Here is a 14,925-nt window from a genome sequence, read left to right as displayed (position 1 = left end):
TGCCCGGGGCGCGGGGCGCACGGCGAATGCCTGGAGGTGACCACTAAAACCGTCGCTGGTTGGTCACGAGCACCTGCTGGAGGGCCTCGAACTCCTCGACACAGCGGCCCGCACCCATCGCGACGGAGACCAGCGGGTCCTCGGCGACGTGGACGGGCATGCCCGTCTCGTGGCGGATGCGCTCGTCGAGGCCGCGCAGCAGCGCTCCCCCGCCGGTGAGCACGATGCCGCGGTCCATGATGTCGCCGGCCAGCTCGGGCGGCGTCTGGTCGAGCGTGACCCGGACGGCGTCGACGATGGCGTGCAGCGGCTCCTCGAGCGCGTGCCGGATGTCGGCGCTGGTGACCTCGACGGTGCGCGGGAGGCCGGTGACCATGTCGCGGCCGCGGACCTCGCCCTGCGGCTCGCCGGGGCGCGGGAAGGCCGAGCCCAGGGTGATCTTGACGTCCTCGGCGGTGCGCTCGCCGAGCATGACGCCGTGCTCCTTCTTCATCCACGCGATGATCGCGGCGTCGAGGTCGTCGCCGGCGGTGCGGATGGACAGGGACGTGACGATGCCGCCGAGCGAGATGACGGCGACCTCCGTCGTACCGCCGCCGACGTCGACGATCATGTTGCCGGTCGCCTCGTGCACCGGCAGCCCCGCGCCGATCGCGGCGGCCATCGGCTCCTCGACGACGTAGACGCGGCGGGCGCCGGCCTGGTAGCCGGCCTCCTTGACCGCGCGCTGCTCGACCGGGGTGATCGAGCTGGGGACGCAGATGACCATGCGGGGCTTGGCGAAGTAGCGCCGGCGGTGCACGCGCGCGATGAAATGGCGCAGCATCTGCTCGGTCGCCTCGAAGTCGGCGATCACGCCGTCGCGCAGCGGGCGCAGCGCGGTGATGTTGTCCGGCGTACGGCCCAGCATCTGCTTGGCCTGGTGCCCGACGGCGATCACCTCGCCGGTGCCGTCGTTGAGTGCCACCACGCTCGGCTCGTCGAGCAGCACGCCCCGGCGGCGGACGTAGACGAGCGTGTTGGCGGTACCGAGGTCCACGGCCATGTCGCGGCCGATGATGGAGTTCGCCCTCACGCTTCCTCGCAAGACGTCACCGGACCGGTCGAGCGACAGGTCCGTCCGCGCGCGTCGGGGAAGCCGGCCCGCTCCCCTCGTGGTGCGAGGAGTGCGCCGGGGAGGCCGACGAGCGCACGATCCGCCGGTCTCCGCTTGCGAGCGTAAGGAACGCACGGGGTCTGGCCGCGCAGGCACGCCGGTACGGCGCGGCGAGTCTCAGGAGTCACACCCGTCACAGCGGGCAGGCAGTTCCTGCGCTGGGCAGGCGTTGCAACCCCTGACAAGCGCATGGATCCCCGGCCGACCGGGGATTCATGCAGCGGCGCGGGTCAGAGCTCGGGGAACCAGAGCGCGATCTCGCGCGCGGCCGACTCCGGCGAGTCGGACCCATGGACCAGGTTCTCGCGGTTCGACAGCGACAGGTCGCCCCGGATGGTGCCGGGGGCGGCCTTGCGGCCGTCGGTCGCGCCGTTGAGCGCGCGGACCACCTCGATCGCCTCGTCACCCTCGAGCACCAGCGCCACCAGCGGACCGCTCGTCACGAACGTGCGCAGCGGCGGGTAGAAGTCGCGCTCGACGTGCTCGGCGTAGTGGGCGTCGGCCATCGCCGCGTCGATGTGGCGGTGCTCCATGGCGACGATGCCCAGGCCCTTGGCCTCGAACCGGGCCAGCACGTTGCCGACCAGGCCACGGCGTACCGCGTCGGGCTTGAGCAGGACGAGAGTGCGTTGGGTCACGGGCGCGACCTTAGTACGTTGAACCGGTGGCCCGAGCGTGGGACCCGGACGCACCGGGCGTGGTGACCCTGCCGTCGGGCCGCCTGGTCCGTGGTCGCGGCCTGCGCCGGCCGGTGCCCGAGGGCCCGCTGCCCGAGTTCGGCACCTACCTGCTCGGCCGGGCGCCGGCGCCGCTCGGCTGGAGCACGCGCTGGGTGCGGTGGCCCGACTTCCGGCTCCCCGCCGATCCCGCCGACCTGCGCACGGCGCTCGAGGACGCTCTCGCCCGCGCCGCCACCGAGCGGGTCGAGATCGCCTGTGCGGGTGGGCGCGGACGCACCGGGACGGCGCTGGCCTGCCTGGCGGTCCTCGACGGCGTACCGTCCACCGCCGCGGTGGCCTGGGTGCGTCAGCGGTACGACGCCCGCGCGGTCGAGACGCCCTTCCAGGCCCGGTTCGTCCGCCGGTTCAGCCCCCGAGCGGGTTGAGTCGCCCCGAACTCACCGTCGAGTTGCCCGAGGCGGCAACTCAACCGCGAGGATGCGGCAACTCAACGGTGAGGATGCGGCAACTCAACGATCAGCCCGGTCCAGCGACCGCGCGATGACCTTGTTGGCCGAGCGCTGGAAGCCGCGCACGATCGCGTCGAGCGTGAGCCGGCGCAGGGTGCTGATGGTGGCCTCGAGCTGCTCGGCGTCCTCGCGGGAGGGGTGGGCGCTGGCGTGGCGCCAGGGCTCGACCACCTCGTCGTGGAGCACGCGCGTGAGCTCCTCGGCGAGCGCCGACATGTGCTTCTCGATGGCGTCGCCGGCGGCGCGCATGCCGGCGACGGGGATGTCGACCTCGAGCAGCTGCACGGCGACGTCGAACCCGTGGACGGGGGTGTAGCGCACCGCGCCCCGCTCGTCGGTCGCGACCCGGAGCAGGCCGAACTCCTCGATCAGGGTCACCTCGTCGTCGGTGAGGCGGCGCCCGGCGTGCTGGTCGAGCTGGCGGCGGGTGAGCTCCTGGGGCTCCCCCACGGTCCACGACGTCAGCATCGCCCGCTGCACGGCGAGGTCCTCGACGCCGGCGTCGGCGGGCAGTGAGGCGAGGTACTTCTCGATCGCCTGCAGCGTGAAGCCGTGGCCCTGCAGCGCGCGGATCATCTCCAGGCGCGCGAGGTGGGTGTCGTCGTACCACGCCATCCGGCCGCGCCGGGCGGGCGGCGGGAGCAGGCCGAGGCTGGCGTAGTAGCGGGTGGTGCGCACGGTCAGGCCGGCGGCCGCGGCCAGCTCGTCGACGGTGCGCAGGGGGCCGCCGTCGTCGGCCTGGGGTGCCGAGTCCACCCCCGCAACAGAACTCATGACTGTCACAGTACGACTGTCATTTGCCGTGTGCAACGCGGGATATCGGAAAGGGTTGACGTGCGTCACATCCACGTGGACAGTACGTGTGTGACAGTTCTACTGTCATCGTGCCCCCTCCGAGCCTGACCGCAGCAGTACGACGACAGGAGCGCCATGCCCGCCCACAGCGCCCCGCGGGTCCTCCCGGCGCTCGGCAAGCCGCTGGCGGAGGTCATCGCGCTGCTCGGGTTCACCCGCCGGGTGCTCACCGCCGCGCTCGACACCATCGTCGGACGCCGGTTCCCGCTGGCGGAGACGGTCGTGCAGACCTGGTACGCGATCCGGGTCTGCACGCTGCCCGCGCTGGCGGTCTCGGTCCCGTTCGGCATCATCCTCGCGCTGCAGGTCGGCGTGCTGGCCCAGGAAGTCGGCGCCGTCGCGTTCACCGGCGCCGGCAACACCCTGGCCGTCGTACGCCAGGCCTCTCCCCTGATCACCGCGCTGATGCTGTCGGGCGTCGCGGGCTCCGCGATCTGCGCCGACCTCGGCTCGCGCCGGATCCGCGAGGAGATCGACGCGATGGAGGTCATGGGCCTCTCGGTGGTCGAGCGGCTCGTGGTGCCGCGCATGTTCGCCATCATCGCCGTCGCGGTGCTCCTCAACGGCGTGGTCATGTTCTTCACGATCATCACCACGCTGAGCGTCAGCGTGGTGCTGCAGGACCTGCCGCCGGGCAGCTACCTCGCCTCGGTCACCACCCTGGCCCAGGTCTCCGACCTGTGGCTCTCGCTGGCCAAGGCGGCGATCTTCGCGGTGATCTGCGCCCTCGTGGCGTCGTACAAGGGCCTGCGGGCCGAGCGCGGCCCGACCGGCGTCGGCGAGGCGGTGACCAGCGCCGTGGTGACCAACTTCGTGCTGCTCTTCGCGGCCAACTTCGTGATCTCGCAGGTCTACAGCACCTTCGCCGGCGGGCCGATCGGATGACCCACGCCGTGACCGCGATCGAGGAGACCGTCGACAAGGCCGTCGTCGGCCCGCTGGCCGGCATCGGCCTGCAGCTCGTGCTGGCCTGGCGCGCGGTCGTGGCACTGCCGGTCGCGCTCACCCGCTATCGCGGCGAGATCCAGCGGGTGCTGGCCGAGGTCACCCTCGGCTCCGGCATCTTCCTCGTCGGCGGCGGGGTCGTGGGCGTCGTCCTGCTCCTGTCCACCCTGACCGGCACCGAGGTCGGCCTCGAGGGCTACCAGGGCCTCGACGTGATCGGCCTGGCGCCGCTGACCGGGTTCATCTCCGGGTACGCCAACACCCGCGAGCTCGCGCCGATGGTCGCCGCGCTCGGCTTCGCCGCCCGGATCGGCTGCGGCTTCACCTCACGGCTGGGCGCGATGCGGATCAGCGAGGAGATCGACGCGCTGGAGTCGATGGCGATCCGCCCGATCCCCTACCTGGTCAGCACCCGCCTGGTCGCCGCGTGGATTGTCGTGCTGCCGCTCTACCTGATCGGCCTGGTCGGCACGTACGTCGCCACCGACCTCATGGTCACCACCTTCTACGGCCAGTCCGCCGGCACCTACGACCACTACTTCCGCACCTTCGTCGCGCCGGTCGACGTCATCTACTCCGCGATCAAGGTGGTCGTGCTGACGACCGTGGTGACGCTCATCCACTGCTACCACGGCTTCACCGCCACCGGCGGCCCCGAGGGCGTGGGCCGGGCGACCGGCCGCGCGATCCGGGCCAGCATCATCTCGCTCACCGTCGTCGACATCCTGCTGACGCTGCTCCTGTGGGGTGCGGACCAGCAGGTCCAGATCTCGGGGTGACGCGATGAGCGAGTTCCTGTTCGCCCACTCGAAGGCGGACCCGCGCGTGCTGCGGCTGCGCCTGGCCGCGGTCGGCATCACCGGCTTCCTGCTGCTCGGCGCACTGACCGGCGTGCTCGGCCTGCAGACCCTGGGCGTCGTCAGCGACGACGTGCGGGTGACCGTCCAGCTGCCCACCATCGGCGACACCCTCGGGACCAACTCCGACGTGAAGTACGACGGCCTGCGGGTCGGCCGCGTCGTCCAGGTCGACCCCGCCGGCCCCAGCGCCGAGGTGCTCGTCGCGCCCGAGCACGCCGCCCTCATCCCGGCCACCGTGGCCGCGCGGGTCCTGCCCGGCACCCTGTTCGGCAACGAGTACGTCGACCTGGTCGCCGCCGCCCACGCCGAGCCCGCCACCACCGCGAGCGCACACCACCTGGCCGAGGGCGCCGTCGTACCGGCGGACACCTCGACCGCGACGAGGCGACTGATGGACACCTTCTCCGCCACCCAGCGGCTGCTGGCGGCGGTCGACCCGGCCCAGTGGGACGTCGCGCTGTCCCAGCTCGCCGACGCGCTCGACGGGCGGGGCGCGCGGATCGCGGAGCTGGTGCGCGACGGCAACGGCTTCCTCGGCCGCTGGGCCGACCTGCACCCGCAGGTGCGTGAGGACCTCGACCTGCTCGCCCGCGACACCGACCTGGCCGCCGACGTCGAGCCGCAGCTGGTGAAGGCGCTGCGCGACACGCGGCCGCTGGCCCGGACCTTCGTGCAGCAGCAGGCGGAGATCTCCGACCTGCTGGCCGACGTACCCGCGCTTCTCGACGGCGAGACCGGCGTGACCACCTTCTTGCGCGAGAACGGCGCCGCCACGGCCCGCCTGCTCAACGCGAGTGCCGCGACCCTGGAGGTGTTCGCCGAGCGCTATCCCGCCTTCGCCGAGCTGCTCCGCAAGGTGCCGGTCCTGCTGCGCAACGGCGCGAACGCGGTCAAGAACGGCCGGATCCAGATGGAGGGCGTGCTCGCGCCCCAGCTGCTCGACCCCTACGACGCGACCGACCCGAAGGACTGCCCCACCTACCGCGGACTCGCCGGACCGTGCGGAGCACACCGATGAGCCGCCAGCTCAGCGAGCTGCGCCGCCATCGCGGAGCCGTGCTCGGCGTCGCGGTGTTCGCGCTGGTCGCCGTGGTGCTGACCAGCATGGTCGCCGGCACCCTGTCCCGCGCCCAGCACGGCGACGCGATCACCGTCACCGCGGTGTTCCGCGACGCGACCGGCCTGCGCACCGGCGACGACGTACGCATCGCGGGGGTGCGGGTCGGCCGGGTCACCGGCACCCGCCTCGGCACTGGCGAGGAGCGCGGCCTCGCCGTCGTGACGATGAGCGTGAACGCCGACCAGCGGCTGCACGACGACGTGACCGCGTCGGTCGACTACCTCAACCTGATGGGCCAGCGGTACGTCGCCCTGGCCCGTCCCGACCGCACCGCGGCGGCCGGGCGGCTCACCGACGGCGACCGGATCCCGCTCGCCCGCACCCGGCCCGCGCTCGACCTGACCGCGATGTTCAACGCCTTCCAGCCGATCTTCGACCTGTTGCAGCCCGCCGACATCAACCAGCTCGCCACCAACATCGTCGAGGTGCTGCAGGGCCAGGGTCCGACCATGGCGCACCTGCTGGACCAGACGGCGAGGCTCACCTCCGGCATCACCGACCGCGACGCGACGCTGGCGAAGGTCGTCGACAACGTCACGCTCGTCCTCGACACGACCGACGAGCACCGCGCCGAGATCACCCGCCTGGTCGACGGGCTCGCCTCCCTCACCGGCGGCCTCGCCGCGGACCGCGACCGGATCGCCACCAGCCTCGACTCGATCGCCCGGCTGGCGAGGACGACCGCCGACCTGGTCGGCGAGCTCCGCCAGCCGGTCGTCCACGTCGCGGACCTGAGTGCCCCGTGGTTCCGCTACCTCGCGCAGCGCCGCGACCTGCTCGTGCAGACCGGCGCCGCGGTCCCCCAGCAGCTGGACACCTACCTGCGCACCCTCGGCTACGGCAGCTACCTCAACGTCTACGTCTGCACCCTCGCCGCGGGCGGCGCCGGCGTGCCCTACAAGCTCGACCTCGGGGTCACCGGCAACAGGCACTCGAAGAGGTGCCGCTGATGAGCGCCGCCCTCGGACGGCTCGCCTGGCCGCTGCGCGTGGTCGCGGCGCTGGTCGTGCTCGGCCTGCTGCTGCTCGGGCTGCGCGCGCTCGCCGGCGACCCGGCGTACCACGCCCGGCTGCGGCACGCCGCCGGGCTGGAGCCCGGCGACGACGTACGGATGGCGGGGCTCAGGATCGGCGAGGTGACCGCGGTGCGCGCCGACCGCGACCAGGTCGACGTCCGGTTCAGCCTCACCGGCTCCCCCGAGGACCTCGGCGTCACCGAGGACAGCACGGTGCAGGTCAAGCTGCTCTCCATCCTCGGTGAGCGCTTCCTCTCTCTGGCCCCGGGCAAGGGCGCCGCGCTCGGCGACGACAGCACGATCGCCGTCGAGCACGCGGTCGACAGCTACACGATCGAGCGGTTCTGGCTCGAGTCCACGCCCCAGGTCGAGGCGCTCGACCTGGACCGGGTGCAGCAGGCGGTCGACGTGCTCGCCACCGACCTCGCCGTCGAGCCCGACGCCCTGCGCGACGCGCTCGACGGGATCGCCGGCGTCTCGGCGATCGCCAACGACCGCGAGCAGCAGCTCGACGCCCTGCTCGCCTCGATCCGCAAGGTCACCGACCTGGTCCTCGACCAGACCGACCAGCTCGACCAGGTCCTCACCCACGGCACGACGGTGATGCTGATGGTCCAGCAGCGCAAGGAGACCCTGCGGGCACTCCTGTCCGACGCCCACCGCTTCGTCACCGGCCTCACCGCACTGGTCCGGGCCACCGCGCCCCAGCTGAAGCCTGCGCTGCACGACCTGCGCACGGTGCTGCGCGTCCTCGACGAGCACCGCGCAAAGCTCGACAGGACGCTCGAGCTCGCCGGCCCCACCATGCGTGTCTTCACCAACGCGACCGGCGACGGGCCGTGGCTGGGGGTCAACGCGCCCTGGGCGATCGTCCCCGACGACCTGGTCTGCTCGATCACGCCGGAGGACTGCAAGTGATCGCCCGACAGAGGCTCCTCACCATCGCCGGCGCGGTCGTCGCCCTCGCCGTGCTGCTGTCCGGCGCCCGGCTGCTCGGCTGGCTCGGCGGCGACGACCCCGACGACCTCGTCGTGACCGCCGACTTCGCCGACACGACGGGGGTCTATGTCGGCAACGACGTCACCTACCTCGGCGTGAAGGTCGGCGAGATCGTCGGGATCGAGCCGCAGGGCGCGACCATGCGCGTGGTCATGCACCTCGCCCCCGACACCCGGGTGCCGCGCGACGCCGGTGCCGAGATCCTGCAGGGCTCCCTCGTCACGGACCGGTACATCGAGCTCGGCCCGGCCTGGACCGACGGCCCGACCTTGGCGACCGGCGCGCACATCGCCGCCGACCACACCCGGGCGCCCGCCACCGTCGACGAGATCGCCAAGGCGATCGACGACCTGGTGCTCGCCCTCGACGGCGGTCCCGACGGCCCCGGCAGCCCCGGCAGCAAGGACGGCAAGGGCCTCGGCGACGTCCTCGCGGCGACCGCGAGGACGCTCGACGGCAACGGGCCGCACCTGCGCGCCGCGCTCGCCGAGAGCCGCGACGCGCTGGCGATGATCAACGCCAAGGACGGCGACCTCACCGCGGTCACCGACAACCTGGTCCCCCTGGTCCACACGCTCGCCGAGCGGGACGCGTCGATCCGCGACTTCACGAGGGCGTCCGCGGACACCGGCGCGGTGCTCGCCGACCAGCGTCAGGAGCTGGTCGCGACCCTCGACAGCCTCGACGAGCTCACCCGGCTGGCCAACCGCTTCCTGGAGCAGAACGGCGGCGTCCTCGGCGACGACCTGAAGGGCCTCGCCGACGTGGTCGCCCTGGTCCGCTCGCGCCAGGACTCCCTCGAGGAGGCCTTCGACACGATGCCGACGATGGCGGAGAACTTCGCCCGCGCCTACGACTGGGACCTCGGCCGGTTGCGCGTGCAGTTCGCCTTCAGCGCCGGCCCGTTCGCCGCCGCCTTCCGCGACCACAGCTGCAAGGTCTTCGCCGAGGCGCTCGCCGGCGACACCGGGACCCGGATCTGCGGATTGCTGTTCAGCGGCCAGGGCACCGGCCTGCTGGACCCGCTCCTCGACGGCATCTACAACGGCCTGCCGGGGGCGATCCCGTGACCGGCGCCAGGCGGCTGCTCGCCACACTGACGCTGCTGGTCGGCGGGCTGACGGCCGGCTGCGGGCTGACCCTGGAGGACGTGCCGCTCCCGAGCCTGGTCGACGGGCCGACGTACGCCGTGACGATCGAGTTCGCCGACGCGCTCAACCTCCCGGTCGACGCACCGGTGAAGCTCGACGGCGCCACGGTCGGCCAGGTGACGGCGGTGGAGGCGGGCGACTACGTCGCCGAGGTCGAGCTCGCGCTGTCGACGTCGGTCCGGCTGCGCGACTCCTCCCGGGCCGAGATCCGGCTGACCTCCCCCATGGGTACGGCGTTCGTGCAGCTGCTCCCCGGCGAGACCGGCACCGTCCTGGCCGACGGTGCGACCCTGCCGGTCGCCGCGACCGGCAGCGCGCCCGACGTCACCGACCTGCTCAGCGCCCTGTCCACCGTCGTCACCGGCGGCAGCTTCGCCGACATCTCCACGATCATCGACCAGCTCAACGTCGCGCTGACCGGCAACGCCGACGACGTACGACGCCTCCTGCGTCGCCTCGACACCGCGGTGACCGACCTGAACGCCGACTTCCCGCGGGTCGACCGGCTGACCGCGTCGCTGGACCGGTTGACCACCCGGCTGGCGGGCGACCTGCCCGAGATCACCCGTTCCCTCACCACGCTCACCGGGCTGGTCGCCACCTTCGACCAGCAGCGCGCGCAGCTCGTGACGGCGATGGAGTCGCTGAGCAGGTTCGACGCGGTCGCCACCCCGCTCACCGAGGCCGTGCGCGCCGACCTCGTCGCCCAGCTCGAGGACATGGAGCCGGTGGTCCGGACCCTGCTCGCCGGCCGGGACGACATCGACGGCGTGATGACCGGGCTGGTCGCCTTCGCCGAGGGCAGCGACCAGGCCGCACCGGGCGACTTCGCCAACTTCGACCTGACCTTCCTGCTCGACCTGAAGGCGCTGACGGCGACGGGAGGTGCGCAGTGAGCCGGCGCGCCACCCCGGCCGAGCAGGTCGCCGCCACCTCCCGGATGTGGCGGCGCCGGATCCGGGTCGCCCAGTCGCTGATCCTGGTCATCCTCGTCGGCGGTGTCGTCTACGTCGCCGACACGGTGGTCGGCGGCTCCTTGTTCCACCACCCGTACGCCGTCACGGTCGAGCTCCCCCAGGCCGCCGGCCTGCACGAGGGCTCGGTCGTGACCTACCGCGGCCAGCGCATCGGCGAGGTGAGCGACGTACGGCTCAGCGCGAAGCCCGGCGTGGGGGTGGTCGCGCGGATCGAGATCGAGTCCGGCGTCGAGGTGCCGCGGGACAGCGCGATGGAGGTCCGCAACCTGTCCGCGGTCGGCGAGCAGTACCTCGACGTCCGGCCCACGTCGGGCAAGGGGCCCTACCTGGCCGACGGCGCGACCGTCCCCGTCTCGGCGACCAGCGTCCCGCTCGGCGTACCCGACGTCCTGGCGCACGCGCAGCGGCTGATGTCGCACCTCGACGTCGCCGACGTGCGGACCATCGCCACCGAGACCGCGGCGATCTTCGGCGACAACGACCAGGACGTCGACCTGCGCTCGCTGGCGATCGAGCTGGAGAGCGCGTTCGCGATGCTGCGCCGGCTCGAGCCCGACCTCACGACACTGGCGCAGCAGGCCGAGACGCCGCTGACCACGCTCGCCGAGCTCTCCCCCGAGATCCGCCGGCTCTCCGCCGATCTCGAGGCCGTCGCCCAGTCGCTCGCGAAGGCCACGCCCGCCGTGCGCAGCACGGTCACCACCGCGATCGACCTGGTGCCGCGGCTCGAGCGCTGGTGGCGGGCGGCCTCGCCCCAGCTGCGCCGGATGCTGCGCGCCGGCGTACCCCTCACCGAGATGGCCGCCGAGCACCTGCGCGGGCTCCAGCACTGGCTGGACTGGGCGCCGATCCAGGCCGACGTGATGGCCGGCAGCACCCGCGACGGCAGCGGCCGGGTCGTGCTCGTCCCGCGGATCCTCAAGAACTGCGTCTACGACCGCAGCGTCCAGCGCGACATCCAGGACACCAGTCGCCGCGAGCCGCGCACCGACGTGCACTGCACCGACCCGCCGAAGGGCACCCAGGGCCGCGGCTCGGCCGAAGTGCCCCAGCAGTAGTCCCATCCCGTCCCGTTTCCGGACAACCGAGAGGAACCACGATGAGCACCGACACCCTGACGATCCGCGCCGAGGTCGAGCAGGAGATCGCCGGCCTCACCCTGCCCGTCGCCCTGGCCCGCACCGTGGAGGCCGAGGGCGACCTGGCGGCGTACTCCGACAAGGTCGGGATCGACCTGTCCGCCGGGTACGCGCCCGGCTGGCGCACGGTCACCTGGACCGCGCTGCGCGAACAGGCGCTCGATGCGGCGGGCGCGCTGATGGCAGCCGGCGTCGCCACAGGCGACCGGGTGGCGCTCATGGCGAGCAACCGGATCGAGCACGTCGTCGCCGACCTCGGCGTCGTCCACGCCGCGGGCGTGTCGATGTCGGTCTACAACACGCTCTCCCCCGACCAGGTCGCCTACGTCGCCGGCCATGCCGAGCCGAGTGTCGTCGTACTCGAGAGCGCCGACCACCTGGCCCGCTGGGAGCGGGCGCTGGCCGAGTCCACCTCGATCCGCACCGTCGTCGTGATCGACGCGGACGCACCCGCGGGTGACGACAGGTTCGTCACCTGGGACGCCTTCCTCGCCTCCGGTGCCGCCTGGCGCGCGGACCACGCGGCCGACCTGTCCGAGCGCACTGCCGGCATCTCCCCGGACGACCCGCTGACGATCCTCTACACCTCGGGCACGACCGGGAACCCGAAGGGCGTCGTGCTCACCCACCACGCCGTGCTCTACGAGTGCATCTGCTCACTGCGCGTCGCCTCGCCGACCCAGCACAACGAGTTCATCTCCTACCTGCCGTTCGCCCACATCGCCGAGCGCACGCTGGGCATGTACATCCCGCAGGTCATGGGCGCCCACATCCACCTGATCGCCGACCCCGCGCTGCTGCTCGGCGCGCTCGGCGAGGTGCACCCGACGCGCTTCTTCGGGGTCCCGCGGGTGTGGGAGAAGATCAGGACCGGCATCTCCGCCAAGCTCGCCGCCGAGACCGACCCGGAGAAGAGGGCCCAGGTCGAGGGGGCGCTCGCGACCGGCCTGGAGTACGTCGAGGCGCTCCAGTCGGGCAGCACGGTCTCCCCCGAGCTCGAGGCCCGGTTCCGGGCCGCCGACGCCGGGCTGCTCTCCTTCCTGCGCGCGCTGCTCGGCCTCGACCGCTGCGAATGGGCGGCGTCCGCCGCCGCCCCGATGCCGCTGGAGGTCGCGAGGTTCTTCGCCGGCCTCGGCATGCGGATCTACGACGTCTACGGCATGACCGAGACCTGTGCCGCCGTCACCTCCTGCGGCCCGGACCAGTTCCGCCTCGGCACCGTCGGCCGCGCCCTGCCCGGCATCGAGATCACGCTGGCCGAGGACGGCGAGATCCTGGCCCGCGGCCCGGTCGCCTCGAAGGGCTACTACAAGCAGCCCGAGGCGACCGCAGCCCTCATCGACACCGACGGCTGGGTGCACACCGGCGACATCGGCGAGATCGACGAGGACGGCTTCCTCAAGGTCGTCGACCGCAAGAAGGAGATGATCATCACCTCCTCCGGCAAGAACATCGCGCCCTCCAACATCGAGAACTACCTCAAGGAGAGCCCGATCGTCGGCCACGCGCTGGTCTTCGGCGAGGGCAGGCCGTACGTCGTCGCGGTGCTCACCCTCGACGCCGAGATCGCGCCGCTGGTCGGCGCCCAGCTCGGCATCCCCGCCGGCACCTCGCTCGCCGAGCTGGCCCAGCACCCCGCCATGCTCGCGGTCGCCCAGCAGGCCGTCGACGCCGCCAACGAGCGCCTGTCGCGGCCCGAGCAGGTCAAGGCCTGGGAGCTGCTCCCGGTCGAGTGGACCGCCGAGTCCGAGGAGCTCACCCCGACGCTCAAGCTCAAGCGCCGCGTCGTCCACGCCAAGTACGCCGACGTCCTGGAAAGGCTCTACTCGTGACCACGACCGTTGTTGCTCCTGCCGCCGCCCGGCCCGACTGGGTCATCGACGAGCGGATCGCCGGGTGGAGCCGCTGGGTGTTCCGCGACCCGGCCTCGACCGCGACGAGCACGGCGGTCGCGCCGTACGACGGGCAGCCGACGGCCGCCGTACCCGTCTCCAGCGCCGGCGACGTCACCGACGCCATCGCGTCCGCGCGTGAGGCCCAGCACCGGTGGGCGCTGCTGCCGTGGAGCACTCGGGCGGGCATCGTGCTGCGCTTCCACGACCTGCTCGTCGAGCGGCAGGACGAGGTGATCGACCTGATCCAGTGGGAGATGGGCAAGTCCCGGTTCAGCGCCTGGCAGGAGATCCTGCAGGTCGCGACCATCGCGCGGCACTACGCGCGGCACGGGCGGCGCTACCTCGTGGACCACAAGGTGCGCGGCGCGATGCCGGGGCTGACCAAGGTGCGCGAGGTGCGGGTGCCGAAGGGCGTCGTCGGGATGATCTCGCCCTGGAACTACCCGCTCTACCTCGCCGTCGGCGACGTGCTGCCCGCGCTGCTCGCAGGCAACGGCGTGGTCAGCAAGGCCGACTCGCAGACCCCGCTCACCCTGCTGTGGACCCGGGCACTGCTCGCCGAGGCCGGTCTGCCCCGCGACATCTGGCACGTCGTCGTGGGCCCGGGCTCCGTCGTCGGCGACGCGCTCATCGGCTCTGTCGACGCCCCCGGGGCCGGGGTCGACCACATCTGCTTCACCGGGTCGACCGCGACCGGCCGTTCGGTCGGACGTCGCGCGGGCGAGATGCTGATCGCGGCCTCGCTCGAGCTCGGCGGCAAGAACCCGCTCGTCGTGCTCGCCGACGCCGACGTCGAGAAGGCCGCGGCCGGCTGCGTCGCGGCGGCCTTCGCGAACACCGGCCAGATGTGCATCCACATCGAGCGGGTGATCGTCCACGCGGACGTCTACGACGCGTTCCGGGACGCTTTGGTCGCCGCCACCGAGGCCCTCACGCTGGGCCAGACCTTCGACTACACCGTCGACGTAGGCTCGCTGGCCTCCCCGGCGCAGCTGGAGGCGGTCACCTCCCACGTCGCCTCCGCCGTCGCGGCGGGCGCGACCGTGCTGGCCGGTGGCCGGGCGCGGCCCGACCTCGGCCCGCTCATGCACGAGCCGACCGTGCTGGAGGGCGTCACCGCCGACATGCCGGTCTGCCTCGAGGAGACCTTCGGCCCGGTGATCTCGCTCTACAAGGTGGCCACCGATCTCGACGCGATCGAGAAGGCGAACGAGGGCCGCTACGGCCTGTCCGCGAGCATCTGGTCGCGGGACACGGGCACCGCCGAGGCGCTGGCCCAGCGCATCCGGGCCGGCTCGGTCAACGTCAACGACGGTGCCGCCGCGGCGGCCGGCTCGATCGAGGCCGGGATGGGCGGCATGGGCGACAGCGGCCTGGGCCGCCGCCACGGCGCCGAGGGCATGCGCAAGTACACCGAGTCGCAGACCGTCGCCACCCAGCGCCTGGTCCCCCTCGGCCCACCGGCGGGGATGTCCCTCGACCGGTTCGTGGGGTTGGGCAACGCCCAGCTCAAGCTCCTGAGGCGGCTCCGGGTCCGCTGAGGGTCACCTTCTTCTCCGCATATCTGACGAATGGGCTGTGAAATGGCCGAGTTCACGACCCGTTCGTCAGATACGCGGAGAAG

The 14,925-nt window shown here is 72.5% G+C and carries 14 protein-coding genes; 11 read left to right on the top strand and 3 right to left on the bottom strand.

The features are described from left to right. Positions 1-43: 43 nt before the first annotated feature. Both QI633_RS07090 and ndk read right to left on the bottom strand, forming a co-directional pair. On the bottom strand, positions 44-1,075 hold the full coding sequence (locus tag QI633_RS07090; RefSeq protein WP_282428528.1) for a rod shape-determining protein: 1,032 nt from the start codon (positions 1,073-1,075) through the stop codon (positions 44-46). A 311-nt stretch (positions 1,076-1,386) separates the two neighbouring features. Beyond that, positions 1,387-1,794 carry a nucleoside-diphosphate kinase gene (gene ndk, locus QI633_RS07085; protein WP_141799780.1) on the bottom strand — a complete coding sequence of 136 codons (408 nt, stop codon included), beginning with the start codon at positions 1,792-1,794 and terminating at the stop codon, positions 1,387-1,389. Positions 1,795-1,820: 26 nt separating this feature from the next. On the opposite strand from ndk, the gene QI633_RS07080 reads away from it, so the two are divergent. Continuing rightward, complete coding sequence (locus tag QI633_RS07080; protein ID WP_282428527.1) at positions 1,821-2,261, top strand: protein-tyrosine phosphatase family protein; 441 nt, start codon at positions 1,821-1,823, stop codon at positions 2,259-2,261. 84 nt (positions 2,262-2,345) lie between these two features. Here QI633_RS07080 and QI633_RS07075 read toward each other — a convergent pair whose 3' ends face one another. Next, entirely contained in the window at positions 2,346-3,119 is a 774-nt protein-coding gene (locus tag QI633_RS07075; RefSeq protein WP_222117889.1) for a MerR family transcriptional regulator, read from the bottom strand. A 156-nt stretch (positions 3,120-3,275) separates the two neighbouring features. Between QI633_RS07075 and QI633_RS07070 the strand changes: the two genes are divergently transcribed. From QI633_RS07070 to QI633_RS07025, 10 genes are read left to right on the top strand one after another with little or no spacing between them, the layout of a single operon-like run. Further along, entirely contained in the window at positions 3,276-4,085 is an 810-nt protein-coding gene (locus QI633_RS07070; RefSeq protein ID WP_141799782.1) for an ABC transporter permease, read from the top strand. Positions 4,086-4,093: 8 nt separating this feature from the next. Beyond that, a complete protein-coding gene (locus QI633_RS07065; RefSeq protein WP_260806102.1) occupies positions 4,094-4,924 on the top strand; it encodes an ABC transporter permease in 831 nt (276 codons plus the stop codon). Between the two features lie 4 nt (positions 4,925-4,928). Next, on the top strand, positions 4,929-6,023 hold the full coding sequence (locus tag QI633_RS07060) for an MCE family protein (RefSeq protein ID WP_282428526.1): 1,095 nt from the start codon (positions 4,929-4,931) through the stop codon (positions 6,021-6,023). Further along, positions 6,020-7,075 carry an MlaD family protein gene (locus tag QI633_RS07055; RefSeq protein WP_282428525.1) on the top strand — a complete coding sequence of 352 codons (1,056 nt, stop codon included), beginning with the start codon at positions 6,020-6,022 and terminating at the stop codon, positions 7,073-7,075. The genes QI633_RS07060 and QI633_RS07055 overlap by 4 nt, the downstream gene beginning before the upstream one ends. Next, positions 7,075-8,058 carry an MCE family protein gene (locus QI633_RS07050; protein ID WP_141799786.1) on the top strand — a complete coding sequence of 328 codons (984 nt, stop codon included), beginning with the start codon at positions 7,075-7,077 and terminating at the stop codon, positions 8,056-8,058. The genes QI633_RS07055 and QI633_RS07050 overlap by 1 nt, the downstream gene beginning before the upstream one ends. Next, complete coding sequence (locus tag QI633_RS07045; RefSeq protein ID WP_160158307.1) at positions 8,055-9,209, top strand: MCE family protein; 1,155 nt, start codon at positions 8,055-8,057, stop codon at positions 9,207-9,209. The genes QI633_RS07050 and QI633_RS07045 overlap by 4 nt, the downstream gene beginning before the upstream one ends. After that, positions 9,206-10,186, top strand: a complete 981-nt coding sequence (locus QI633_RS07040) for an MlaD family protein (protein WP_282428524.1) — start codon at positions 9,206-9,208, stop codon at positions 10,184-10,186. Before QI633_RS07045 ends, QI633_RS07040 begins: the two co-directional genes overlap by 4 nt. Further along, complete coding sequence (locus tag QI633_RS07035; protein WP_282428523.1) at positions 10,183-11,325, top strand: MlaD family protein; 1,143 nt, start codon at positions 10,183-10,185, stop codon at positions 11,323-11,325. Before QI633_RS07040 ends, QI633_RS07035 begins: the two co-directional genes overlap by 4 nt. A gap of 41 nt (positions 11,326-11,366) precedes the next feature. Next, the gene (locus tag QI633_RS07030; RefSeq protein ID WP_282428522.1) at positions 11,367-13,238 is read left to right on the top strand and encodes an AMP-binding protein; all 1,872 of its coding nucleotides are present in this window, start codon (positions 11,367-11,369) and stop codon (positions 13,236-13,238) included. Further along, entirely contained in the window at positions 13,235-14,842 is a 1,608-nt protein-coding gene (locus tag QI633_RS07025; RefSeq protein ID WP_282428521.1) for a succinic semialdehyde dehydrogenase, read from the top strand. The genes QI633_RS07030 and QI633_RS07025 overlap by 4 nt, the downstream gene beginning before the upstream one ends. Positions 14,843-14,925: the final 83 nt, after the last annotated feature.

This window comes from Nocardioides sp. QY071, assembly GCF_029961765.1.
Taxonomy (GTDB): Bacteria; Actinomycetota; Actinomycetes; order Propionibacteriales; family Nocardioidaceae; genus Nocardioides.
Note: the sequence above shows the minus strand (reverse complement) of the source record. Positions and strands in the feature narration are given on the sequence as shown.